The organism is Chelatococcus reniformis (genome assembly GCF_014640075.1).
Taxonomy (GTDB): Bacteria; Pseudomonadota; Alphaproteobacteria; order Rhizobiales; family Beijerinckiaceae; genus Camelimonas; species Camelimonas reniformis.
Genome location: NZ_BMGG01000011.1, coordinates 260,011 through 281,710 on the forward strand (window position 1 = coordinate 260,011; position 21,700 = coordinate 281,710).

The 21,700-nt window shown below is 67.8% G+C and carries 25 protein-coding genes and 1 tRNA gene; 14 read left to right on the top strand and 12 right to left on the bottom strand.

The window, feature by feature from the left end:
* Positions 1-232 precede the first annotated feature (232 nt).
* The 5 genes from IEW34_RS27530 (at position 233) to IEW34_RS27550 (ending at position 3,187) form a co-directional block, all read left to right on the top strand.
* Complete coding sequence (locus IEW34_RS27530) at positions 233-487, top strand: hypothetical protein (protein ID WP_188612436.1); 255 nt, start codon at positions 233-235, stop codon at positions 485-487.
* Positions 484-696: a hypothetical protein gene (locus IEW34_RS27535; RefSeq protein ID WP_188612437.1), complete on the top strand. Its 213-nt coding sequence runs from the start codon at positions 484-486 to the stop codon at positions 694-696. The genes IEW34_RS27530 and IEW34_RS27535 overlap by 4 nt, the downstream gene beginning before the upstream one ends.
* On the top strand, positions 689-1,087 hold the full coding sequence (locus IEW34_RS27540; protein WP_188612438.1) for a hypothetical protein: 399 nt from the start codon (positions 689-691) through the stop codon (positions 1,085-1,087). Before IEW34_RS27535 ends, IEW34_RS27540 begins: the two co-directional genes overlap by 8 nt.
* A 247-nt stretch (positions 1,088-1,334) precedes the next feature.
* On the top strand, positions 1,335-1,598 hold the full coding sequence (locus IEW34_RS27545) for a hypothetical protein (RefSeq protein ID WP_188612439.1): 264 nt from the start codon (positions 1,335-1,337) through the stop codon (positions 1,596-1,598).
* Between the two features lie 320 nt (positions 1,599-1,918).
* Positions 1,919-3,187 (top strand): site-specific integrase, encoded by a 1,269-nt coding sequence (locus IEW34_RS27550; RefSeq protein WP_188612440.1) that lies wholly within the window; start codon positions 1,919-1,921, stop codon positions 3,185-3,187.
* 94 nt (positions 3,188-3,281) lie between these two features.
* On the opposite strand, the gene IEW34_RS27555 is transcribed toward IEW34_RS27550, so the two are convergent.
* A tRNA-Lys gene (locus IEW34_RS27555) sits at positions 3,282-3,357 on the bottom strand.
* 240 nt (positions 3,358-3,597) lie between these two features.
* Between IEW34_RS27555 and IEW34_RS27560 the strand changes: the two genes are divergently transcribed.
* Positions 3,598-4,680: a cation diffusion facilitator family transporter gene (locus IEW34_RS27560; RefSeq protein WP_188612441.1), complete on the top strand. Its 1,083-nt coding sequence runs from the start codon at positions 3,598-3,600 to the stop codon at positions 4,678-4,680.
* A 139-nt stretch (positions 4,681-4,819) separates the two neighbouring features.
* Positions 4,820-5,047, top strand: a complete 228-nt coding sequence (locus IEW34_RS27565) for a hypothetical protein (RefSeq protein WP_188612442.1) — start codon at positions 4,820-4,822, stop codon at positions 5,045-5,047.
* Between the two features lie 79 nt (positions 5,048-5,126).
* Here IEW34_RS27565 and IEW34_RS27570 read toward each other — a convergent pair whose 3' ends face one another.
* The gene (locus IEW34_RS27570) at positions 5,127-6,671 is read right to left on the bottom strand and encodes a 2-isopropylmalate synthase (RefSeq protein WP_188612443.1); all 1,545 of its coding nucleotides are present in this window, start codon (positions 6,669-6,671) and stop codon (positions 5,127-5,129) included.
* Positions 6,672-7,273: 602 nt separating this feature from the next.
* Here IEW34_RS27570 and IEW34_RS27575 point away from each other — a divergent pair.
* A complete protein-coding gene (locus tag IEW34_RS27575) occupies positions 7,274-7,606 on the top strand; it encodes a hypothetical protein (RefSeq protein ID WP_188612444.1) in 333 nt (110 codons plus the stop codon).
* 206 nt (positions 7,607-7,812) lie between these two features.
* Here the strand turns inward: IEW34_RS27575 and IEW34_RS27580 are convergent, their stop codons facing one another.
* Positions 7,813-8,541 carry an NUDIX hydrolase gene (locus IEW34_RS27580; protein WP_188612445.1) on the bottom strand — a complete coding sequence of 243 codons (729 nt, stop codon included), beginning with the start codon at positions 8,539-8,541 and terminating at the stop codon, positions 7,813-7,815.
* On the bottom strand, positions 8,538-9,386 hold the full coding sequence (gene pdxY / locus IEW34_RS27585) for a pyridoxal kinase PdxY (RefSeq protein WP_188612446.1): 849 nt from the start codon (positions 9,384-9,386) through the stop codon (positions 8,538-8,540). Before pdxY ends, IEW34_RS27580 begins: the two co-directional genes overlap by 4 nt.
* A gap of 168 nt (positions 9,387-9,554) precedes the next feature.
* Here pdxY and IEW34_RS27590 point away from each other — a divergent pair, with 168 nt between their 5' ends.
* Positions 9,555-10,100, top strand: coding sequence for a DedA family protein (locus tag IEW34_RS27590; RefSeq protein ID WP_188612447.1), 546 nt, complete (start codon positions 9,555-9,557; stop codon positions 10,098-10,100).
* 80 nt (positions 10,101-10,180) lie between these two features.
* A complete protein-coding gene (locus IEW34_RS27595) occupies positions 10,181-10,471 on the top strand; it encodes a hypothetical protein (protein WP_188612448.1) in 291 nt (96 codons plus the stop codon).
* A gap of 224 nt (positions 10,472-10,695) precedes the next feature.
* On the opposite strand, the gene ilvC is transcribed toward IEW34_RS27595, so the two are convergent.
* The gene (ilvC, locus tag IEW34_RS27600; RefSeq protein ID WP_188612449.1) at positions 10,696-11,715 is read right to left on the bottom strand and encodes a ketol-acid reductoisomerase; all 1,020 of its coding nucleotides are present in this window, start codon (positions 11,713-11,715) and stop codon (positions 10,696-10,698) included.
* A gap of 342 nt (positions 11,716-12,057) precedes the next feature.
* On the opposite strand from ilvC, the gene IEW34_RS27605 reads away from it, so the two are divergent.
* Positions 12,058-12,618 (top strand): DUF924 family protein, encoded by a 561-nt coding sequence (locus IEW34_RS27605; protein WP_188612450.1) that lies wholly within the window; start codon positions 12,058-12,060, stop codon positions 12,616-12,618.
* 143 nt (positions 12,619-12,761) lie between these two features.
* On the opposite strand, the gene IEW34_RS27610 is transcribed toward IEW34_RS27605, so the two are convergent.
* The 4 genes from IEW34_RS27610 to IEW34_RS27625 all read right to left on the bottom strand — a co-directional run bounded on the left by IEW34_RS27610 (position 12,762) and on the right by IEW34_RS27625 (position 16,647).
* Positions 12,762-13,364, bottom strand: a complete 603-nt coding sequence (locus IEW34_RS27610; RefSeq protein ID WP_188612515.1) for a LysE family translocator — start codon at positions 13,362-13,364, stop codon at positions 12,762-12,764.
* A gap of 2 nt (positions 13,365-13,366) precedes the next feature.
* On the bottom strand, positions 13,367-13,900 hold the full coding sequence (gene ilvN, locus IEW34_RS27615) for an acetolactate synthase small subunit (protein WP_188612451.1): 534 nt from the start codon (positions 13,898-13,900) through the stop codon (positions 13,367-13,369).
* A 111-nt stretch (positions 13,901-14,011) separates the two neighbouring features.
* On the bottom strand, positions 14,012-14,704 hold the full coding sequence (locus IEW34_RS27620; protein WP_188612452.1) for a glutathione S-transferase family protein: 693 nt from the start codon (positions 14,702-14,704) through the stop codon (positions 14,012-14,014).
* 176 nt (positions 14,705-14,880) lie between these two features.
* Positions 14,881-16,647: an acetolactate synthase 3 large subunit gene (locus tag IEW34_RS27625; protein WP_188612453.1), complete on the bottom strand. Its 1,767-nt coding sequence runs from the start codon at positions 16,645-16,647 to the stop codon at positions 14,881-14,883.
* A 429-nt stretch (positions 16,648-17,076) separates the two neighbouring features.
* On the opposite strand from IEW34_RS27625, the gene IEW34_RS27630 reads away from it, so the two are divergent.
* Positions 17,077-17,877, top strand: a complete 801-nt coding sequence (locus tag IEW34_RS27630) for an RMD1 family protein (protein ID WP_188612454.1) — start codon at positions 17,077-17,079, stop codon at positions 17,875-17,877.
* Positions 17,874-18,326, top strand: coding sequence for a PaaI family thioesterase (locus IEW34_RS27635; protein ID WP_188612455.1), 453 nt, complete (start codon positions 17,874-17,876; stop codon positions 18,324-18,326). Before IEW34_RS27630 ends, IEW34_RS27635 begins: the two co-directional genes overlap by 4 nt.
* Positions 18,327-18,364: 38 nt before the next feature.
* Here IEW34_RS27635 and miaA read toward each other — a convergent pair whose 3' ends face one another.
* A complete protein-coding gene (gene miaA, locus IEW34_RS27640; RefSeq protein WP_188612516.1) occupies positions 18,365-19,321 on the bottom strand; it encodes a tRNA (adenosine(37)-N6)-dimethylallyltransferase MiaA in 957 nt (318 codons plus the stop codon).
* A gap of 20 nt (positions 19,322-19,341) precedes the next feature.
* On the opposite strand from miaA, the gene serB reads away from it, so the two are divergent.
* Positions 19,342-20,247 (top strand): phosphoserine phosphatase SerB, encoded by a 906-nt coding sequence (gene serB / locus IEW34_RS27645; protein ID WP_188612456.1) that lies wholly within the window; start codon positions 19,342-19,344, stop codon positions 20,245-20,247.
* A 36-nt stretch (positions 20,248-20,283) separates the two neighbouring features.
* On the opposite strand, the gene IEW34_RS27650 is transcribed toward serB, so the two are convergent.
* Together IEW34_RS27650 and IEW34_RS27655 are read right to left on the bottom strand one after the other, a co-directional pair.
* Positions 20,284-20,784 carry a hypothetical protein gene (locus tag IEW34_RS27650; RefSeq protein WP_188612457.1) on the bottom strand — a complete coding sequence of 167 codons (501 nt, stop codon included), beginning with the start codon at positions 20,782-20,784 and terminating at the stop codon, positions 20,284-20,286.
* A gap of 312 nt (positions 20,785-21,096) precedes the next feature.
* On the bottom strand, positions 21,097-21,699 hold the full coding sequence (locus tag IEW34_RS27655; protein WP_188612517.1) for a class I SAM-dependent methyltransferase: 603 nt from the start codon (positions 21,697-21,699) through the stop codon (positions 21,097-21,099).
* Position 21,700: the final 1 nt, after the last annotated feature.

Sequence of the window (21,700 nt, forward strand, 5' to 3'; positions counted from 1 at the left end):
TGCTGTGGCCGGAAGCCGCTTATCTACAAGCGGCCGACACCTCATCTGTTCTGCACCAGATGCGACGCCGAGTTTGGGCCAGGCGGTGATCAGCGCCAGAACTTTATGTGGCGAATAGTTGAGGGCCATAGCTTCGCGGCGGTATATCCAGATTCAGCGTCTGTCGAATACGCAAAAAGAAGCGTCGACGCCGGCCGCCGCGCCCTCTCCGACAGCGCAGGGAGGGGGTAGGATGGCATACGCGAAGATGAAGCCGTGCCCGTACTGCGAGAATGCCGACCTTGACGTCTACACCTACGATAGTGGGTGGCGCCACGTCGAGTGCACCACCAGCTGCGGCTATCTGGGGCCAGGCGAAGGCAACATCCGGCAGGCCATCAGGTCGCACAACGATATTCGCGATGAGCGACGCGCGGAATACTTGGAAGCGATGCGAAAGAAAGACGCCGGCCGCCGCGCCCTCGACCAGGGAGGCGGTGAGCCATGAGCATGGACTACGTGCGCAAGACATACAGCGTGCCGGCGAAGCGCGGTGGCCGCGTGGAGTACACGGGCGGACCGCCCAGGCTGGGCACAATCACCGGCACGCGATCCGGCCGGCTGCTGATCCGCCTAGACGGCGAGCGGCATTCGTCACCGTTCCACCCGACGTGGGAGCTCCGCTATCTCGACCAGGGAGGCGGACAGGATGGCTGACGATCTGAAGCGGTTGCGCGATACGCTAGGCTTTGTCGAGGTCGATGCGATGCGCGGCGATACATTCGCTGTGATGCTGTGCTCTGCCTTCGACAACCCCGACGAGGACGATCTCGACGAATACGGCTGGGGGCCGTCTGCAATCGCCGGCTACAACGCCACGTTAGACGCGATCCACGCTCACTATGCCGCGGCCTTCGACCGCCTCCGCGCCGACCGAGACGCCGAGATACGGCGAGCGGTGGAGAGGGAGCGGGCATATTGCATCGCCGATGTGCGGCAAACGATCGGCATCATCGGCGCAGGCCCGCGCTCATCCATGGCGTCAGCGTTGGAGCATGCGGTCATCACAATCAACCGCCGCGCCCGCCAAGAGACAGGAGGGGCGTGATGGGAAGGACTGCGACCATCGTGCTGTGCCGCAGCAGCCGTGACCTTGCTCTCATTGCTGTCGGGCTGATGCTCGCTCGTGAGCAGCACGCGTGGATGATCATACTCCTCGTGGCAGCAGCCATGTGTGACGTACTGGCTGATCGCGCTCGATCTCAGGACCAAGACCATGCCTAGGCCCCTCCCCGACAGGGCGGAGATACAGCCGCGGGCCGTTACCGTGTCGCCCCCCCGGAAGGTGATTCCCCATGATCTCGCACCCTTCCGTCCACGTGACCTGCGACCTTTGCGGCGCCGAGCACGAGGTGCACCTCCACGATCAGCCTGGCGAGGTCTATGACATGAGCCGCGTCCGGCCCGAGCTGCGCCGCATCGGCTGGGAGATCGAGGACGGCAGCGACGACGCCTTGTGCGCCGACTGCGCGCATCTCGACCGCGCGGCGGCTGAGCGCCGGGCCGCTGCGGCGGCTGCCGCCAAGCCAACGCGCCGGAAGCGGGGCGGCGATGGCTAGGCCCTCACCCGTCCAGCCGCCGCGCGCGCCCGCGGTCCGGTTCGCTGTGGATCCTGGGGACATCCCGCCGGAAAAGGCCGCGCGCCGGCTGCACCTGACGGCCGCAGAATTCCGCGACGCCCTGCCCCGTCTGCTCGCTCGCGGCTTCCCAGCGCCCGATCCGACAACCGGCATGTTCGACCTCGAGGCAATCGATCGCTGGCGCCACGCGCGCCACCTCCGCCTTTTCCCCGAGTTGACGGCGGCGGCTCCGCCGGCAGAACCTCCCCGGGTCAACGACATGGGGGCGCGCTTTGTCGAGGCCGCGAAGCGGAGACGGGATGGTTGAGCTGCCGCGCTATGTGCGGCCGCAGCGTAAGCCGAACGGCCGCGTCTTCTTCTACTACGAGCGCTATCGAAACACGGTCCACGCATGGCCGCGTCTGAGGCTGCCAGACCACCCGGAGGAACCCGTCTTCTGGGCGCGCTGCCGCCAGTGCGAGCGGCTCGATGCCGTCCGCGACGCAACTTGGTCTTGGTTCTACGTTGCCGAGAGCGGTCGACGCTACGAGCTCCCAGGGCCGGGCGATGGGGACACCTTCTGGGCGGCCATCGACCGAGCTGATGAGAGTGATCGCAAGCTCGAGGCTGGTGAGCGCAAGACGTTCCGCGCGCTGATTGAAGAATACCGAGGCAGCAATGCATTTAAGAAGCTGTCGGATTCGAGCAAAGGCGACTACGATCGGTATCTTGGACACATAATGTCGGTCTGGGCTGACGACCCGGTCAGCGACTTGATGCCCGAGATTGCTCAATCGGCCATCGACACGTACGAGGACGCCCCATCATCTGGGCGCTATTTTCGATCCGTCCTGTCGAAGCTGGTCGCCTACGGCGTCCCGCGCGGCTATGCCGCGAGCAACGTTGTCCAGCACACCGAAAAGCCGGATCACACGCCCGTCCCGTACGAGCCATGGCCCGATTGGGCCTTTGAGATCTTCTTCGAGTTCGCGCGGCCCGATCTGCATCTGCCAGCGCTGTCGGCGCTCTATACCGGGCAGCGCAAGGTTGACGTCGTTCCGATGCTGCGGCCGAAATCGACGGATCCGGCGATCGAGCTGATCGCCCGCAAGACGGGTGCAAAAGTCTGGGTGCCGATCCATGGCGACTATCGCCAGTTGATCACCGCCGCGAAAGCCGATCACGTCAATCTGCATCTGCGCGAGGACGGCGAAGCATGGACCTATGAGGGCTTTTCGACCATCTGGCAGCGCGAGATGACCTTCGGCATCGCCAACGAAGGTGCCAGCGCCGTCACCGCCGCCAAAGCAGCCCGCGACGCCCAATTGAGCCCGCAGAAGACGGCCGCCATGCGGCGCCTGCGCGACGCGAAGCTGGTCTTCCATGGCCTGCGCAAGAACGCCGTCTGCAACCTGCTCGAGGTCGGCTGCACCGAAGCGGAGACCGCCTCCATCGTCGAGATGTCCGAGCAGATGGTGCGCCACTACTCCAAATCGGTCGACAAGCGCCGCCTGGCAACCAACGCAATGAAGAAGCTCGAAGCCGCCTGGAGCCATCTGCGGCCGCTCGGCACGCGGAACAGCTCGTGAACCGAGTTTGGGAACCGGCACATCGAAATTGGGAACCGGTTTGGGGCCGCTCGCCGGCCTGGCCGGAAATTGTCTAGGAATATCAATGCTGCGATGGTGGGCGCTGTAGGGCTCGAACCTACGACCCGCTGATTAAGAGTCAGCTGCTCTACCAACTGAGCTAAGCGCCCATCGCCCCGAGCGATTGATCGCCGGAAGGGGCGCTGATTAACAAAGCCCGCCCGCCCTGTCCACCCCATTCGCCTTCCTTCGGCCCGCGTTTTTTGTCGCGCCCACGCACGAGCGCGCGAGGCGGCCGTCACACCGCGATCGCGGGAAAATGGTTGAAGTCGCCGGGTGCGGGCCACATGGTGCCGCGCGATCGATAGCGATCCCCATGTGTGCTTTGCGTGCCTGCAACGAGGCCTCCGATGACCGGCATACACCCGCAGGCTGACATCGCCTCCGATCGTGGCGGAACCGGCGGCCGGCCGGCGACAGCCGACGGCGGCCATCATGATCATGACCATGATCACGCGGGCCATGATCATGATGCGCAGGAGCACGGCGCGCATCAGCACGGCGCGCATGAGCACGGCGGGCACAATCATGGTGCCCACAGCCATGCCCACGCCCTGCCCTCCAGCAACCGCGCCTTTGCCATCGGCACGGCCCTCAACATCGCCATGGTCGCGGCCGAGCTGATCTTCGGCTTCCTGTCGAACTCCGTCGCCCTGATTGCCGACGGGTTCCACAATCTGTCCGACGTCATCGGCCTGCTGCTGGCGTGGGGTGGCGCCTGGCTCGCCCGCCGGCAGCCCAGCGAGAGTCACACCTACGGCTACCGCCGCGCCTCGATTCTCGCCGCGCTCGCCAACGCCGCGTTGCTGCTGATCGCGACGGGCGGCATCCTGTGGGAGGCGATCCAACGGATAGGCGAGCCGCAGGCGGTTGGCGGTTACACCGTGATGATCGTCGCGACCATCGGCATCCTGGTGAACGGCGGCACCGCCTTGATGTTCATGCGCGGCCGCAAGGACGACCTCAACATGCGGGGCGCGTTCCTGCACATGGCCTCGGATGCGGCCGTCTCGATCGGCGTCGTCATCGCGGCCCTGCTGATCATGCTCACCGGCTGGCACGTACTCGACCCGCTGATCGCCATCGCCATCGCCGTGGTCATCGTCATCAGCAGCTGGCAGCTCGCCAAAGATTCGCTCGGCATGGCGATGGACGCCGTGCCGGCCGGCGTCGACTATCCGGGCATCCGCAGCTACCTCGCGAGCCTGCCCGGGGTGACCGAGGTGCACGACCTGCACGTTTGGGCCATGTCGACCACCGAGACGGCCCTGACCGCCCACCTCGTTCGCCCTGGCGCGGGTCTCGACGATGCCTTTTTGATCGGCGCGCAGACGGCTCTGGCCCAGCGCTTCCGCGTCCAGCACGCCACGCTCCAGCTCGAAGCGGGCGATCCGGCTCACCCCTGCCCCATGGCCGCCGCCGGCACGGTCTGAGCCGTCCGAAGGGTACAGTGCCTGGCTTGAAGGTGTCTGCGTCCGATCTGCGGAGAGACCTGAAGCGCCATCGCGTCTGGGCGGCAGACTTCTTGCTTTAATCCCGCACGGTCGGGTTCGACCGCATGGGAAGCGAGACATGGGTGAAATCCTGTCATTTCGGAGCACGCGCGCCGCTCAGGTGGCTGCCGCCTCCGTCAATCTGGCCGACAAGCCGATGAGCGAATGCTTGGCGTTCTGGGCCGAGGACCTGCGCGGTCGCGGCCTCACCACGGAAGCGAGCTATTTCGACGCCGCGCTCGTGACCATCCGTAGCTACGAGCGCAGTACGAGCGTGCCGAGCCGCAGCGTGCAAAGCCGCGACTGAGCGCAGGCGTTCACCGGCGGCTCGATCGTGGATCGTGGAGCCGCCGGGAGCACAGGATCGGCCGGGGTCGGTCGCCGCCCTATTCGGCCGCCGTGGCATGCACGCGCACGCCCCGCGCGATCAGCTTGTTCATGGCCGACAGGTAGGCGCGTGCCGAGGCGACCAGCGTATCGGGGTCGGCGCCGCGCCCGGTGACCGCGTTGCCGTTGGCGGCGAGCCGCACCGACACCTCGGCCTGCGCGTCGGTGCCCTCGGTCACCGCCTGCACCTGGTAGAGCTCCAGCTCAGCCTCATGCGGCACCAGCGCCTTGATGGCGTTGAAGGTGGCATCGACGGGACCGTTGCCGACCGCCTCCGCGCTCACCGTGCGGCCGTCGACGTCGAGCTGCATGGTGGCGCGTTGCGGCCCGCGCGTGCCGGCAACGACCTCGAGGCCCACCAGCTTGACCCGGTCGTGGGCGGTCAGGATCTCCTCGTCGACGATCGCCTCGATGTCCTCGTCGTAGACATGCTTCTTGCGATCGGCCAGGTCCTTCATCCGGCGGAAGGCGTCCTCCAGCGCGTTGTCGCCCAGTTCGTAGCCCATGGCCTTGAGCTTGTCCTTGAAGGCGTGGCGGCCGGAGTGCTTGCCCATGACCAGCGAGCTCTTGTTGAGCCCCACCATCTCCGGCAGCATGATCTCGTAGGTTGCCGGATTCTTCAGCATGCCGTGCTGATGAATGCCGCTCTCGTGCGCGAAGGCGTTCCGGCCGACGATTGCCTTGTTGTACTGCACCGGGAACGAGGTGACGGCGGAGACCAGCTTGGAGGCGCGGGTCAGCATCGTGGTATCGATGCCCATGGTATAGGGCAGCGCGTCGGCACGCGTCCGGATCGCCATGACGATCTCTTCCAGCGCCGCGTTGCCGGCCCGCTCGCCGATGCCGTTGATGGTGCATTCGATCTGCCGGGCGCCGCCCTGCACGCCGGCCAGCGAGTTGGCGACTGCCATGCCGAGATCGTTGTGGCAGTGCACCGAGAACACCGCCTTGTCCGAGTTGGGCACACGCGCCCGCACCGTCTCGAACAGCCCGCGGTACTCCTGCGGGGTGGTGTAGCCCACGGTGTCGGGAATGTTCACGGTGGTGGCGCCGGCCTTGATCACCGCCTCGACGCAGCGGCACAGGAAATCGATCTCGGTGCGCGTGCCGTCTTCCGACGACCATTCCACGTCGTCGGTGTATTGCCGCGCCCGCGTCACAGCGGCGATGGAGGCCTCCAGCACCTCCTCCGGCGTCATGTTGAGCTTGGCGCTCATATGCAGCGGCGAGGTGGAGATGAAGGTGTGGATGCGCTTGGCTCGTGCCGGCCGGATCGCCTCGCCGCAGCGGTCGATGTCGGCCAGTGCCGTGCGCGACAGGCCGCAGACCACGGAATTCTTGGTGCGGCGGGCGATTTCCTGAACGGATTCGAAGTCTCCGTCGGAGGCAATGGGGAAGCCCGCCTCGATGATGTCGACGCCCATGGCATCGAGCAGCGCGGCAACCTCCAGCTTCTCCTCGAAGGTCATGGTGGCGCCGGGGCATTGCTCGCCGTCGCGCAGGGTCGTGTCGAAGATGACGACGCGGTCGGTGGAAGAGGTCATCGGTAGGTCCTTAGGGCGCGCCGGGCGCGCAACAACGGGTACATCAAGGGTCGGACGGTCCCCTGAGAGCCCAGGCATGCGCCCAGCCGGCCCTCAGGGGCGACTAAGAAGCAGGCCGATAAGGAGCGAGGGCGCGCGCAAGCCCGGGGCCGCGAAGGCCGCGCCGGGTCGTGCCGCAATGGAGCCGGTGATGGTCACGGGCTCGGATCCCTCGAAATGGGCGCAGAAGCGCATGAGCTTGCGCGGATGCGCAAGGCTGTCTCCCTCTTACGCGACAGGCCCCGGCGAAGCAAGAGGCCTGGCGCCCACGCGCTTCCCCATCGGGGGGAACCAAAATCGCTGACAAGTGCGCCAGTTTCAAAGGCCTGGAGCATTTCTGTACCGTGGGATGGGTTCATCCGATGGCAAAGGGCTCTTGCTCGACGGGCGGCGTCCGGACGCCTATAGACGTGGTCCCCGCCGTCGCCCCCCTGCTCTATCTCCTTGCCTGCGCACGATCTTCCCGCAAAGCTGATGTCCGCTTCGCCGATCGTGCCCTCGCCGTCTGCGGTGATCATGCCGCAACAGCCCATGCGCGCATGCGCATCCACGGAGTTCAGGACATGAAGATCAGCCCGCTCCCTCTCGCCGCTTTGCTTCTCCTCGCCGTTGCGGGCGGCTGCACGACGAGTGGCGACGGGACCGTGCCCAAGCCTGCGCCGGCGGCAGCGGACGCCGAGCCGGATAGCGATCCGGGCCCCGGGGTCTGCGGCGAGCAGATCGCGGCCTTCCGCCGGGTGCTCAAGCAGGACATCTCCATGGGCTTCCTGGGCAAGGACGTGCTCGCCGCCGTCACCCCCAAGGTCGAGCGCGCCGCCGAGGCCTGCCGGGCCGGCAAGGACGCCGAAGCGCAGCGCCTGCTCGCGAACGCCAAGAAGCGGCACGGCTACCGCTAGAGCGGAGCCATCATCCCGGTATAAGCCTTTGCCTTGGTTATGATCTTGATGCTGCCCAAAGATCGGTGGCCACTCGGGATCATCATCTAGAGCGTTTTCGAGCGAAGTGGACGCCGGTTCGCGTGAAGAAAACGCGACAATCAAACAAATAGAGCATTTCGGCGATTCGAAGAAACGCGGAAATGCTCTAGCGCCGATCGAGCGCCCTACCGGCCGTTGCCGAAGACGGCGCGCAGATAGAGGCCCATGAACGCCGGCATCTGCGCCTCGTCGATATCGGCCGGCGAGCGGATGATGCGCGTGCCGGCAAGCTCGGCACCGGGATCGGCGGCGATGAAGGCGTCGATGCGGGCCGCCAGCGCCGCAGCCGGCAGCGGCGACACCGCCTCCCGCATCAGCGCCATGCGGCAGCCGTCGACAACCACGTGCCAGGACGGCGCCAGCGTCACCTCGCGTTCGGCGACACCCGTCTCCTCCTCGAGCTCGCGCACCACGCTCCCGGGCAAGTCGAGGCGTCCGTCGGGCAGCACGTCTCCCAGGTCCGGCGTGCCCGCGGCAAAGTAGATGGCACCGGCGTTGGCCGTATGGGCTCCCATGATCCCGGCGACGTAGGCGCCGTCCGCGCCGCGAAGCGCCGCCATGGCGAAGCCGTTGACCACGTTGCGATCCGGCCAGCCGAAGTCGCGCCAGCTGACGAAGCTCGCGTAATCGACCGGAAAGTAGGTTGTCCGGTAGAGGCCGCCGGCGATGACGGGCCGCTGGGCGATCAGCACCTGGCCGTTGAACAGGCGCGGCCGGTGCCGCACCAGCTCCGCCCAGTGGGCCTCGATGGCGCTGCGGTTCTCGTCCGCCCACGTCCACCGCCTGTCTTCAACGCGCACGTCCAGCCTGTCGACGCCGATGACGGCGGCGTCCTCCGACAGCGCCGCGCTCACAGTGCATCCGCCACGAAGATGCGGCCCGGCCGCACGAACTCATCCTGGGCGGCCACCAGCTGCAATTCGCGCGTGCCCGCCTGCGCGGTGAAGGCCAGCAGGCCCCAGATCGATGACGCGGCGCGCGACAGCGCCTCGTCGGCCGCACCCGAGCGCAGGTAGTGCACGAAGAACAATGCGGCGATGGCATCGCCGGCGCCGTTGACGCTGAGCGCGAGGCGCGGCGTGCGCACGCGCCAGAGGCCGGCGCCGTCCGATGCGATCAGGTCGATCGCACCGTCGGGCGTCTCATCCGTCTCGAGCGAGGTGACCAGGATGACCCTGGGGCCCAGCGCATGCACGGCCGTGATCGCCGCGCGCGCCTCGGCTAGCGTCGCCGACGACATGCCGGACAGGAAATCGAGCTCGAATTGGTTGGGCGTGATCACGTCGGCCACCGGCACGGCCTGGTCGCGCATGAACTCCGGCACACCTGGACGCACGAAGACGCCGCGGCCTACATCGCCGATCACCGGATCACAGCAGTAGAGCGCGCGGGGGTTTGCCTCCTTCACCCGCCGTGCCGCCCCGACGATCGCGGTGCCGATGTCGGCCGAACCCATATAGCCTGAGAGCACGCCGTCGCAGCCGGGCAGCACGCCCCGCGCGGCGATGCCGTCGACCAGTTCCTCGATCATCGGCCCGTCGAAGACACGGCCCGTCCATTGCCCGTAGCCGGTGTGGTTGGAAAACTGGACGGTGTGGATCGGCCACACTTCGACACCCAGGCGCTGCATGGGAAAGGTGGCCGAAGCATTGCCGACGTGGCCATAGGCGACGTGAGACTGAATCGAGAGGATATTCATCGAGTGCCCTTCGCGGCCTTTTAAGCTCGGCTGCGGCGGCCTGTGAAGCATTTCGTGAGCCGGGCAGCACCGCGCCCCGGCGCGGACGGAAAAAAGGCGTCAAGGCTCCCTAGAGGAGAGCTGCGGCGTCAGCCGCCAACATCGTTGTCAGAGGCCAATCTCCCCCACATGAGCATTGCAGACGTCTCCAGCGCGATCACCACGGCCTACGCCGACATCGAGCTGTTCATCCGGGCCAATGCGGCGTGGGCGCCGTTGTTCGTCGGCGTGCTCGCCTTTTGCGAATCGCTGGCCATCGTCTCCTTCTTCGTGCCGGCCACCGGCATCTTGCTGGCCGTCGGCGCCCTCGCGGCGGTGGGCGAGATCGCGCTGCTGCCGATGTGGGCCGCGGCGGCCGCCGGCGCCGTGTTCGGCGACTGGCTATCCTATGCGGTCGGGCTCTATTTCAAGGAGGACATCCATCGGCGCTGGCCGTTGGCGCGCTACCCGGAGTTCATGGGGCGCGCGGAGACATTCATGCGGCGTTGGGGGGCGTGGGGCGTCTTCATCGGCCGTTTCTCCGGCCCGCTCAGGGCGTTCGTACCGCTGGCCGCAGGGGTCTTCCACCTGTCGCAGCTGCGCTTCCAGGCGGCCAACATATCATCCGCGGCGATCTGGAGCTTCGTCGTCCTGGCGCCCGGGCAAGCCGTGGGCTTTTTCAGCTACTTACATTAGTCGCGCAGTGGAGGTATAGCTGTGGTTGTTCTGTACTAGGCTAGCTGACCGACCAATTGGTCGAAGTAGGGGGTCTCAAAATGGAACAGCTTCTTCCGATCATTTTACAGCTCATCGGCGGCGCGGCCGGCGGCAACGCGATCGGCTCGGCCCTGAAGAACCTCAACCTCGGCCCGCTCGGCAACACGATCGCCGGCGCGGTCGGTGGGGGCGTGCTCGGCCAGCTCCTCCAGGGCCTCCTGCCAGCGCTCCAGGGTGCCGGCGGCATGGATATCGCGTCGATCGCAGGCAACCTGGTGGGCGGCGGCGTCACCGGCGCGATCGTCACGGCGGTCGTCGGCCTCATCGTGAAGCGGCTCCGTCCGGCCTGATCCACGGCGGCGGGTCGCGCGATCCTAGCGCGGGAAGCAGGTAGACCAGGCGACACGCACCCCGGCGGAGCCAAGGCTCCGCCGGCGCGGTATCTTTGCCGTTGCCAAGATGGCTTCGCATGGCAGGGCCGATCGCCTCGGCGATCGGCCCGTCCGGACAGGCCGCCGGCTCAGCCCTCGCATCGTAAGGGGAGCCCCCGTCGGCTCCCCGTCGAACGTCGGCGTCAGTTCTTGCTCTTGTCGACCAGTGCCTTGGCCTTGATCCAGGGCATCATATCGCGCAGGCGCGCGCCCACCTCCTCGATCGGGTGCTGGGCGAGGCGTGCGCGCGTCGCCTTGAACGAGGTCTGGTTGACCTTGTTCTCCAGCATCCAGTTGCGGGTGAACGTGCCGGTCTGGATGTCGTTGAGCACGCGCTTCATCTCCGCCTTGGTCTCGGGCGTGACAATGCGGGGGCCGGTGACGTACTCGCCGTACTCGGCCGTGTTGGAGATCGAGTAGTTCATGTTGGCGATGCCGCCCTCGTAGATGAGATCGACGATCAGCTTCACCTCGTGCAGGCACTCGAAATAGGCCATCTCCGGCGAGTAGCCGGCCTCGACCAGGGTCTCGAAACCGCCCTTGATCAGTTCCACCAGGCCGCCGCACAACACCACCTGCTCGCCGAACAGGTCGGTCTCGCACTCCTCGCGGAAGGTGGTCTCGATGATGCCGGCCCGGCCGCCGCCGATGGCGGACGCGTAGGAGAGGCCGAGGTCATGGGCGTTGCCCGAGGCGTCGCGGGCAATGGCGATGAGGCAGGGCACGCCGCCGCCGCGCAGGTATTCGGAGCGCACCGTGTGGCCGGGGCCCTTCGGCGCCACCATCAGCACGTCGAGATCGGCGCGCGGCTCGATCAGGTTGAAGTGCACGTTGAGGCCATGGGCGAACAGCAGCGCCGCGCCCTGCTTCAAGTTGTCGTGCAGGCTCTCGCGGTAGATGTCCGCCTGCAGCTCGTCGGGCGTGAGCATCATCACCACGTCGGCCCAGGCGGCGGCCTCGGCCGGGCTCAGGACCTTGAAGCCTTCGGCTTCGGCCTTCTTGGCGGTCGCCGAGCCCGGACGCAGCGCGACCGCGACCTCCTTGACGCCGGAATCCCGCAGGTTCAGCGCATGGGCATGTCCCTGGCTGCCGTAGCCGACGATGACGACCTTCTTGCTCTTGATCAGGTTCAGATCGGCATCGCGATCGTAATACACACGCATCGAAGTATCCTCTGGCGATTGCGCTGGCGCCGGCCCGAGAATCGAGCCCTGCCAGCCGGCCGTCCAGCCGAGCCACCGTCGCCTCAACGATTGGCTTGACCTCTCGCCCGCCCCGACAGCGGAGGCCGCTGCCGCCGCGCAGGCAAGATGACGAAAAGACGAAGGCGGTAAAGCTTGTGCCAGCCTGCCGGTCAAGGGGGCTAGCCCAGTCATTCCAAATTTCGTCCGCTGCGGTGCCGTGCAGTGCGGCTCACAACTGCTGCGCCGCACAAACGTGTTCCATAGGGTCTGACGGCCCGGCCGCCCCTTCCGGAGCAGCGGCGGGAACGTGTAGACTGCGGCATGTCCCTCGCCGTCCCTGCGACTTCGACGATCGATGCCGTGCTCGCCGCCTGGCGCGCGGCCGGGCCGGAGCGCTGGTTCGCCCGCGAGGAGGGCTTCGACCGGCTGCTGCGCGAGCGCTTCCTCGATGTCCAGGCCGCGGCCGCCGATGGACGCCTGGCCGGTTGGGAGGAAACGCCGTCCGGCGCGCTCGCCCTGGTGCTGGCCCTCGACCAGTTTCCGCGCAACATGTTCCGCGGCACGCCGCGCGCCTTCGCCAGCGACGCCGCGGCCCGCGCGGTCAGCCGCCGCGCCATCGCCCGCGGCTTCGACAGGGCGGTCGAACCGGAGCTGCGCCCGTTCTTCTATCTGCCGTTCATGCACTCCGAAGCGGCCGGGGACCAGGACTACTGCGTGCGCCTGTACGAGACGCTGGGAAGCGAGGACGATCTGCGCTGGGCCCGCGGCCACCGCGACATCATCGCCCGCTTCGGCCGCTTCCCGCACCGCAATGCCGTTCTCGGCCGCCCCACGACCGAGGCGGAGCAGGCGTTCCTCGACGACGGCGGCTTCGCCGGCTGAGCGCCGCGCGAGGAGGCCCGGGGGGCCGGAACCATCCGGTCGCGAACGATGGCCTTCCGCTTCAAGGGGCGGGCGCACGTCCGTGGCCCTGCCCGATGTCCATCCGATTGCGCCGTGGGTGTGGAAGGGGGCGGCCGGCATCGTCAGTCCATGATCATGGGCACGATGCTCGCCACCAGCAGCACCGCCATGGTGATGTTGAACACGCGCAGCCGCACGGGATCGGCCAGGGTAGAGCCCAGCGCGTGGCCGAAGCCGGCCCAGGCGGAGATGCAGGGCACGTTCACCAGCACGAAGACGGCCGTGACCGTCAGCACGTCGACGATCGGATGGTCGGCCCGCACGTAGACGGCCATGGCGCCGAGCGCCATGATCCAGGCCTTGGCGTTGACCCATTGAAAGGCGCAGGCGCCGATGAAGCTCATCGGCCGTGCCGCATCGCCGGCACCGGCCTTCGCCGCCGGGCGAGCCGTCGCCATCTTCCACGCGAGCCAGAGCAGGTAGGCGGCGCCGATGCCCTTCAGCGCCCAGCGCAGCTCGGGCACCGTGAGCAGCACGCCGCCCACGCCGAAGCCGATGGCGAGTTGGAGGATGCCGAAGCCCATGCCGACGCCCAGCATGTGCGGGATCGTGCGAAGAAAGCCGAAGTTCACGCCCGAGGCGGCCAGCATCAGATTGTTGGGACCGGGCGTGATCGAGCTGACGAAAGCGAACGACACCAGCGCGAGAATGGTGTCGAGCGGCAGCATCACAGTCCCTCGGAGCCCCTGATCAGCGCGGCGATGCCGGTGCGGGCGACTTCGACGAGTCCCGCCTCGGCCATCACCTTGATGAAGCGCTCCACCTCATCGATGGTCCCGGTGTACTCGAAGATGAACGAGTTCAGCGTCGCATCCACCGTGCGCGCGCCGAAGGCTTGGGCCAGGCGCAACGCCTCGACCCGGTGGTCGCCACGACCGACGACCTTGACCAGCGCCAACTCACGCTCCAGCGCCTCGCCGTGGGTGGTGAGGTCATCCACCCGGTGCACGGGCACGAGTCGCTCGAGCTGCGCCTTGATCTGCTCGATGACGCCGGCGGTTCCCGACGTGACAATGGTGATGCGCGAGCGGTGCTGCTCGTGCTCGGTCTCCGAGACCGTCAGGCTCTCGATATTGTAGCCGCGGCCGGAGAACATGCCCGAGATGCGGGCAAGAACCCCCGGCTCGTTGTCGACAAGCACCGCCAAGGTGTGGCGGGCGACCGGTTGAGCCTGGGGCGCATCGGAATAGTGGGACTTCATGGGGCGCTCTCCGCGCGGTTGGGGCACGTGCAACATGACGGTCTCGTCTCAGCGGGTTTTGGCGAGGTTTGCCGCAGGTTTCCAACGGATCCCTGCGACAGACCCAAGGTCTCAGGCGGAACGGAAGTGTTCGATCGGCGTCTCGCCGATGTCGTCGTAGCCGGCGATGGCGGGCTCGGTCAGCGCCGCCGCGCGCCACTCCTTGAACGGTGCCAGGGCAAGCACCGCATCCATGTAGGCGCCCGATACCGGGTCGACGGGAATCGAATAGGTGTCGAGGCGTGTCACCACCGGCGCGAACATGGCGTCGGCGGCACTGAGGCCGCCGAACAGGAACGGCCCGCCGTCCGGCCCGGCTTTCGCGCCGTAGCTCTGCCGCATCTGGCGCCAGATGGCGGTGACGCGGGCGGTGTCGGCCGCCACCGCCTCGCCCCGGTCGCGCGCGGCGAAGCGGAAGGCCAGGTTCATGGGGCAGGCCTGGCGCAACGCCTGGAAGCCGGAGTGCATCTCGGCGCTGATCGAGCGGGCGACGGCGCGCGCGCCGGAATCCCGCGGCCAGAGCGAAAGGTCCGCCCGCCGCTCGGCCAGATACTCGATGACGGCGAGCGAATCCCACACCGTAGTCGGCCCGTCGATCAGCGCCGGCACGCGGCCGGACGGGGAATACGCCGCGATCGCCTGGGCGGTGCCCGCCGTGCGCAGCGGGATGACCACCTCCTCGAACGGCACGGCGAAGGCCTTCATCAGCAGCCACGGGCGCAGTGACCAGGACGAGTAACATTTGCTTGCGATGATCAGCTTCATGGATACCCCCCAGGGACGGACGGCCACGGGCCCGGCGTCGTGGCCGGGCTTGACGCGGCCGTCCCTCGATCTCGACAATTCCTGCCCGACAGGGCTGGCCAACGGTCGCGCTCCCGAAGGGGATGGATGGCCGGGTAAAGCCCGGCCATGACGCTCAAGATCAAGGTGCGGAGCACTCACACCAGCATCTTGCCCGCCTCGTCGATGACCGCGCCGATGTCGACGTCCGCCTCCGCATCGCCGAGCAGCATCTCGTTATGCGCCTTGCCCGACGGGATCATCGGGAAGCAGTTCTCCGCCGGGTCGACGCGGCAGTCGAAGATCACCGGCCTGTCGACCGAGATCATCTCCTCGATCTTGGCGTCCAGCTCCTCCGGCCGGTCGCAGCGGATGCCGACGCCGCCATAGGCCTCCGCCAGCTTGACGAAATCGGGCAGCGCCTCCGAATAGCTTTCCGAGTAGCGTCCACCGTGCAGCAGCTCCTGCCACTGGCGCACCATCCCCATGTATTGGTTGTTGAGGATGAAGATCTTGACCGGCAGGCGATACTGCATCGCCGTCGACATCTCCTGCATGTTCATCAGGATCGACGCCTCGCCGGCGACATCGATGACCAGCGCCTTGGGATGCGCCATCTGCACGCCGATGGCGGCGGGCAGGCCGTAGCCCATGGTGCCCAGGCCTCCCGAGGTCATCCAGTGGTTCGGCTCCTCGAACTTGAGGAACTGCGCCGCCCACATCTGGTGCTGGCCCACCTCCGTGGTGAAGTAGACGTCGCGCCCCCTGGTCAGCGCCTCCAGCCGCTGCAACGCATACTGCGGCTTGATGATGTCCTTAGAGTTCCGGTAGGCGAGGCAGTTGCGGCCGCGCCAGCCCTCGATGCTCGTCCACCACTCGGTGAGCGCCGCGGTATCGAGCGGCGGCGCCGAGCTCCGCCACAGGCGCACCATGTCCTCCAGCACGTGGGCGCAGTCGCCGATGATCGGGACGTCCACCTTGACGTTCTTGTTGATCGAGGAGGGATCGATGTCGATGTGGATCTTGCGCGAATGCGGCGCGAACGCGTCCAGGCGGCCGGTGATGCGGTCGTCGAAGCGAGCGCCGACGCAGATCATCACGTCGCACTCGTTCATGGCGAGGTTCGCCTCGTAGGTGCCGTGCATGCCCAGCATGCCCAGGAACTGCTTGTCCGAGGCGGGATAGGCGCCCAGGCCCATCAGCGTCGAGGTGATGGGAAAGCCGGTGAGACGCACCAATTCGCGCAGCAGGATCGAGGCCTCCGGCCCCGAGTTGACGACGCCGCCGCCGGTGTAGAACACGGGGCGCTTGGCCTCGCCCATCAGCTTCACCGCGGCGCGGATGGACTCCAGGTCCCCCTTGACCCGCGGCCGATAGGTCTTGTGCTGATTGTCGCGCGGGCGCTCGTAGGTGCCGGACGCGAACTGGATGTCCTTGGGGATGTCGACGACGACCGGGCCGGGGCGGCCGTGGGTTGCCACGTAGAAGGCCTCGTGCAGCACCCGCGGCAGGTCCTCGATGCGCTTCACCAGGTAGTTGTGCTTGGTGCAGTGGCGCGTGATGCCCACCGTGTCGCACTCCTGGAAGGCGTCGGAACCGATCAGGTGCGTCGGCACCTGCCCGGTGATGCAGACCAGCGGCACGGAGTCCATCAGCGCATCGGTCAGGCCGGTGACGGCGTTGGTGGCGCCCGGACCGGAGGTCACCAACACGCACCCGACCTTGCCGGACGAGCGGGCATAGCCTTCGGCCGAATGGACGGCGCCCTGCTCGTGACGGACGAGCACGTGACGGACCTTCTCCTGGTGGAAGAGCGCATCGTAGATCGGCAGCACGGCGCCGCCGGGATAGCCGAAGATGTGCTCGACCCCCTGGTCCTGCAGCGCGCGCACCACCATGTCCGCGCCGGTCATCGTCTCGTTCATGGCCTCTACTCCCGTGTCCTTTCGCCAGGCAATCGCTCGGCGCTTGATTCCTGCCCCGCGCATGCGGGTGCGATGGTGACGAGCAGGCTCCGCGGCGGCTTGCTCGGTGATGCTGGTGCGATGGCGGTCGGTCCGTTTCGGGCAATAAAAAAGGGCCCCGAGAAGGACCCTGCATGCGCCATCACCGGACCTGCGGGATTAGACCCGCTCCGTCGATGGCGCCTCCGATACGATAAGGATCGCGCGCATGGCGCTGCCACTCCCAATGAACCGGCGCGGACGTTAGCCGAGCCCGCAGCACCGGTCAATACGCGAATACGCACCGATTACGGTCGAGCGTGCGTTTTGAGCGTGTTGCAGCAGCGATGTAATACACTCGACCAACCACGTCCCGCCTCTCTTTCGCCTCCCGCCTGTCCGGACCCCCGCATGGTCGATTCCTCAGCCAAGTCCCGCATCACCGCCCGCGCGCTGCTGATCGGCGAGCGCATCGACACGGCGGGTCTGGAGCGGGAGGACGTGCTGTCGACGACGCCGCTGGCCTTTCGGGTCGGCGCCAACGGCTTCGCCGCCATCTTCCGCTACGGGGTGGTGGTGCTGATCGGCCTGACACCGGTGGAGGAGGACGAGATCGTGCGCGGCCTCAAGCCACGGCTGGCTGAGGAACTGGCCCAGCCGGAGGAAGAGACCGCCATCATCGAGATGTCGGCCGACCGGGACGAGCAGGTGCCGCCAGGCGGTCCGATCTTCGTGCGCACCCTGTCGCCGGAACGGCTGCTGATCATCGCCGACGTCCTCGCCAAGAGTGCCGTGCTCGCCCGCGACGAGCGCGCCGTCGATGCCGTCATCGACGTGCTCGAACCGTTTGCCGGGGGGTTGGCGACGCGGGGCGAGGCGGTCGGCGGCCGTCAGACCATGCGGCTCATCGGCCGCGCGCTCGAGGTGCGTTTACGCGTCACCGGGCGTGTCGCCGTCGCCGAGAAGCCCGATGCACTGTGGGACCGGCCCGACCTCACGCGCCTCTACGCGCGCCTGGAGGATGAATACGAGCTGGTCGAGCGTGCCGAAGCGCTGAACCGCAAGCTCGCCGTCATCGGCGAGACGGCGACGGCGCTGACCGACCTCAAGGATGCCGAGCGCTCGCTCCGGCTGGAGATCATCATCGTCCTGCTGATCGCCTTCGAGGTGCTGGTGACGATCTACAACCTGGCCCGGGGAGTGGCTCATTGACCGCAGCCGAACAGACCGACTTCGACGCCATCGCGTTCACGCCCCTGGCCGCGGGCGATCCGTTGCTGGCGCCCACGCCCGCCTCGGGCCTGCTCGGGCGCAGCTTCGTCGGAGTGAACCGCGAGGTCGGCGCCGTGCACATGCGTTATGTGGCGCAGCCCGATTTCGCCAACCGGCACGGCACCGTACAGGGCGGCCTGCTCTCGGCCATGCTGGACTCGGCCACCGCGCTCGCGCTCGGCACGCAGCTGCCGCCCGGCCTGACGGCGGTGACCGTGCGCCTCGACACGACGTTCCTGCGCCCGGCGCCGCTCGGCCCGCTCGAGGTGCGGGCCCGCGTGTTGCAGCGGAGCGAGCGGGAAGCGCAATCACTGGGCGAAGTGATCGGTGGCGCCGGCGAGGTGCTCGCCCGCGCCACCGCCACCCTGCGCGTCCGCCCCCGGCGATAGGCCACGGATGGGCGCCGACGGTGTGAGCCGCCGCGCCATCACCCGACGGTCTGCTCAAGCCAGGCCCCGGCCGCCTCCGGCGCCGTCCAGGTCCAGCCGGGCATCTGGTGGCGGAACCAGGTGAACTGACGCTTGGCGTAGTGACGGGTATCGAGGCGGGCCTTCAGGCTCGCCGCATCGAGATGGATCTCGCCGGCAAGGTAGCGCAGCAGTCCCGGCACCCCATGGGCCCGCATGGCCGGCAGGGCTGGATCGAGCCTACGCTCGGCGAGCCGCGCCACCTCCTCGACGGCGCCGCCCTCCAGCATGGCGGCGAAGCGGCGGTCGATGCGGCGGACCAGTTCGTCCCGCTCCGGCGCCAGGAACAGCCGGACCAGCGCAGCCCCGGTCAGCGGCCCCGGCACGCGCCGCGCCTGGAAGCTGAGCAGCGAGCGGCCGGTCTCGGCCTTGACCTCGAGCGCGCGCAGGATCCGTTGCCGGTCGGTGGGCCGCAGGACCGCAGCCGCGGCGGGATCACGCACGCCAAGGTCCGCGTGCAGCAGCGGTGTCGGCCGGCCCTCCGCCGCCGCGCGCACGGCATTGCGGATCGCCTCCGAGACGGGCGGAATGTCGGACAGCCCCTCCGTCAGCGCCCGGAAGTAGAGGCCGGTGCCACCGGTGACGATCGGCAGCAGTCCGCTGGCCCGCGCGTCCTCCAGGACCCTACGAAACGCCTCCACGTAGCGGCCGACCGAAAAATTCTCAGCCGCGTCGGCGAAGCCGTAGAGCCGGTGCGGCACCGCCTCTTCCTCCACCGCGGCGGGGCGGGCGGTGAGCACCCGGAGGTCGTGGTAGACCTGCATGGAATCGGCGTTGATCACCACGCCGCCGATGCGGCGGGCGAGGTCGAGGGCCAGCGCCGACTTGCCCGATGCGGTTGGGCCTGCGATGAGGACGGCATCCGGGCGCCGCAAGTCGTCGCCCTGCCCTGCCCTGCCCGCGCCGCCGGCTGCCATTGCCACGAAACCTGCCTTCGATGACCCAGACCCCTACGCCTTCTGTCGCGACACTGGTGGCAAGTCCAGCGGCAACGCTGCCGCCCCCCCTCGTTGCCGACATCGGCGCGGCCATCGGCGCATCGGCTCCGGTGGCGCTCGCCGCGGGTCGCGCCGTCGATCTCAACTTCGCCAGCGGCGAGCCGGCAGCCACGATCGCCGACAGGGTGCGGGCGATGCTGACCGCTGCCGCGAGCCCGGTGGACGTCATCGTCCAGCCGGCCGCCGGGCGGCGCAAGCGGCTGTTCCTCGCCGACATGGACTCCACCATGATCGGCCAGGAGTGCATCGACGAGCTCGCCGATTTCGTCGGGCTCAAGGCCGAGGTCTCCGCCATCACCGAGCGAGCCATGCGCGGCGAGCTGGCCTTCGAGCCGGCCTTGCGCGAGCGCGTCAGCCTGCTCAAGGGGCTGCCGCTCGCGGTGGTCGACACCATCATCGCCGAGCGCCTGACCTTGACGGCCGGCGGCCGCACACTCGTCATGACGATGCGTCGCCATGGCGCCTACACCTGCCTCGTCTCAGGCGGCTTCACCGTGTTCACCGGCCCGATCGGCGGCAAGGTCGGCTTCGACGAACACCGCTCCAACACGCTGCTCCTGGATGGTGAACGCCTCGCCGGCAGGGTCGCCGAGCCGATCCTGGGCCGCCAGGCCAAGCTCGCCACGCTTACCGAACTGCGCGATCGTTTCGGCCTCGGCCAGGCGGACACGATGGCGGTCGGCGACGGGGCCAACGACCTCGCCATGCTCCAGGAAGCGGGGCTCGGCGTCGCCTTCCACGCCAAGCCGGCGGTGGCCGCCGCCGCCCACGCGCGGATCGACCACGGCGACCTCACCGCGCTGCTGTTCGCCCAGGGCTACCGCGAGGATGAGTGGGTGCGTTGACCGGCTGGGGGGTGCAGGCGCGGATACGGCATCGCCCTACCGCGGCCGCAGCACCTTCGACATCGTCCAGGCCGGCACGGTGGCGCTGGGCGGCTTGAAGGATCGGACCTCGTCGACGGCCCAGCCGCCCGCCTCGTAGACGAGGTCGAAGCGGACACGCTGCGGCTGCTTGAAATTCTGAAAATGCGCATCGATGACGGCGTGGCCGGCGCTGACCGAGACGAGCGCGATCTCGAGGCCGCTGATGTGCCAGTTGTTGCCGTCCACGAACACGTCCCAGTCGAGCCGCCCGGCGTCGCCGTCCGGCCCGCGAAGCGCATCCGCGTCGATGAGCCCCTGCAGCCGGTGGCTGTAGATGCCGGCGAGCCCCGGCCTGTTCGTGTCGTCCGTGTAGGTCCGGTACACCGCGCGAATCAATCCGTCCGGCGTGTCACGCGTCTGCACTGCGGCGGGCGCGCTGTGCAGCACGAGCACCAGCATCAGGCCCAGGGCCGACGGCAGCGCCAAGCTGAGCATCGTGGTGAACTTGCCGGTCATGAACCGAAGGCGATCACACGGCTCCGGGCCTGTCCGTGCGCCAACGCATCGCGCGCGGCGACAAGTCCTGCCGCGGCGTGGCGAAGCGCTCATAACGGGCGACGTCAGGCTGGAGCCGGACGAGGGCAAGGTGGTGTCGCTGTAGGCCGGCCGCGAGTGCGGGCGTCGGTCTAGCGGCGTTTTCGAGCGAAGTGGACACCGGTTCGCGTGAAGAAAACGCGCCAAATCAAACAGATAGAGCGTCGGCGATTCGAAGAAACGCGGAAATGCTCTAAGCCGAAGCGTGCTTCGTGAGACCGGCGCCGCGGCGAGCTACCGCAGACGCGCCAGCCAGATCGTGTGCCCCCCGCACTCCGGATCCTCGACCGCGTGCGCCACCACCGCGAACCCATGCGCGTCCAGCAATGTGCGATATTCGGCGCCGTCGAGGCTGGCGTGAAAAAGCGGCTCGCCCTCGAGGCGTCCGATTGCCTCGCCGTATGATGGGCCGCTGGTGAACATCAGAGCGGCCCCGGCATTCGCATGCCTGCGGAAGACGGCGAACATCCGGCGCTGATCGTCGTAGCCTAGGTGGAAGAAGCTGTCCCAGGCGAGCAGACCGTCGAAGGTGCGGCTCAGCGACAGCGTGCGCATGTCGGCGATGAGCCAGTCGCCGGCGGGCTGGCGGTCCTTGGCCATGGCGATCATCTCCGGCGACGAATCGACACCGGTGACGATGCAGCCCTGCTCGGTCAGGTGGTGGGCGATCGGCTGACCGGTCCCGCAACCGATGTCGAGAACAGTGGCGCGCGACGGCAAGAGCGCATGAAAGCGATCGAGCCACTCCCCTTCACACAGTTGGCCGCCCCGTGCGCGTGCCCAGGCCCGGGCGTGGCGGCGATAGAGACTGACGATATCGTCGGCTGCGGACGTCAGC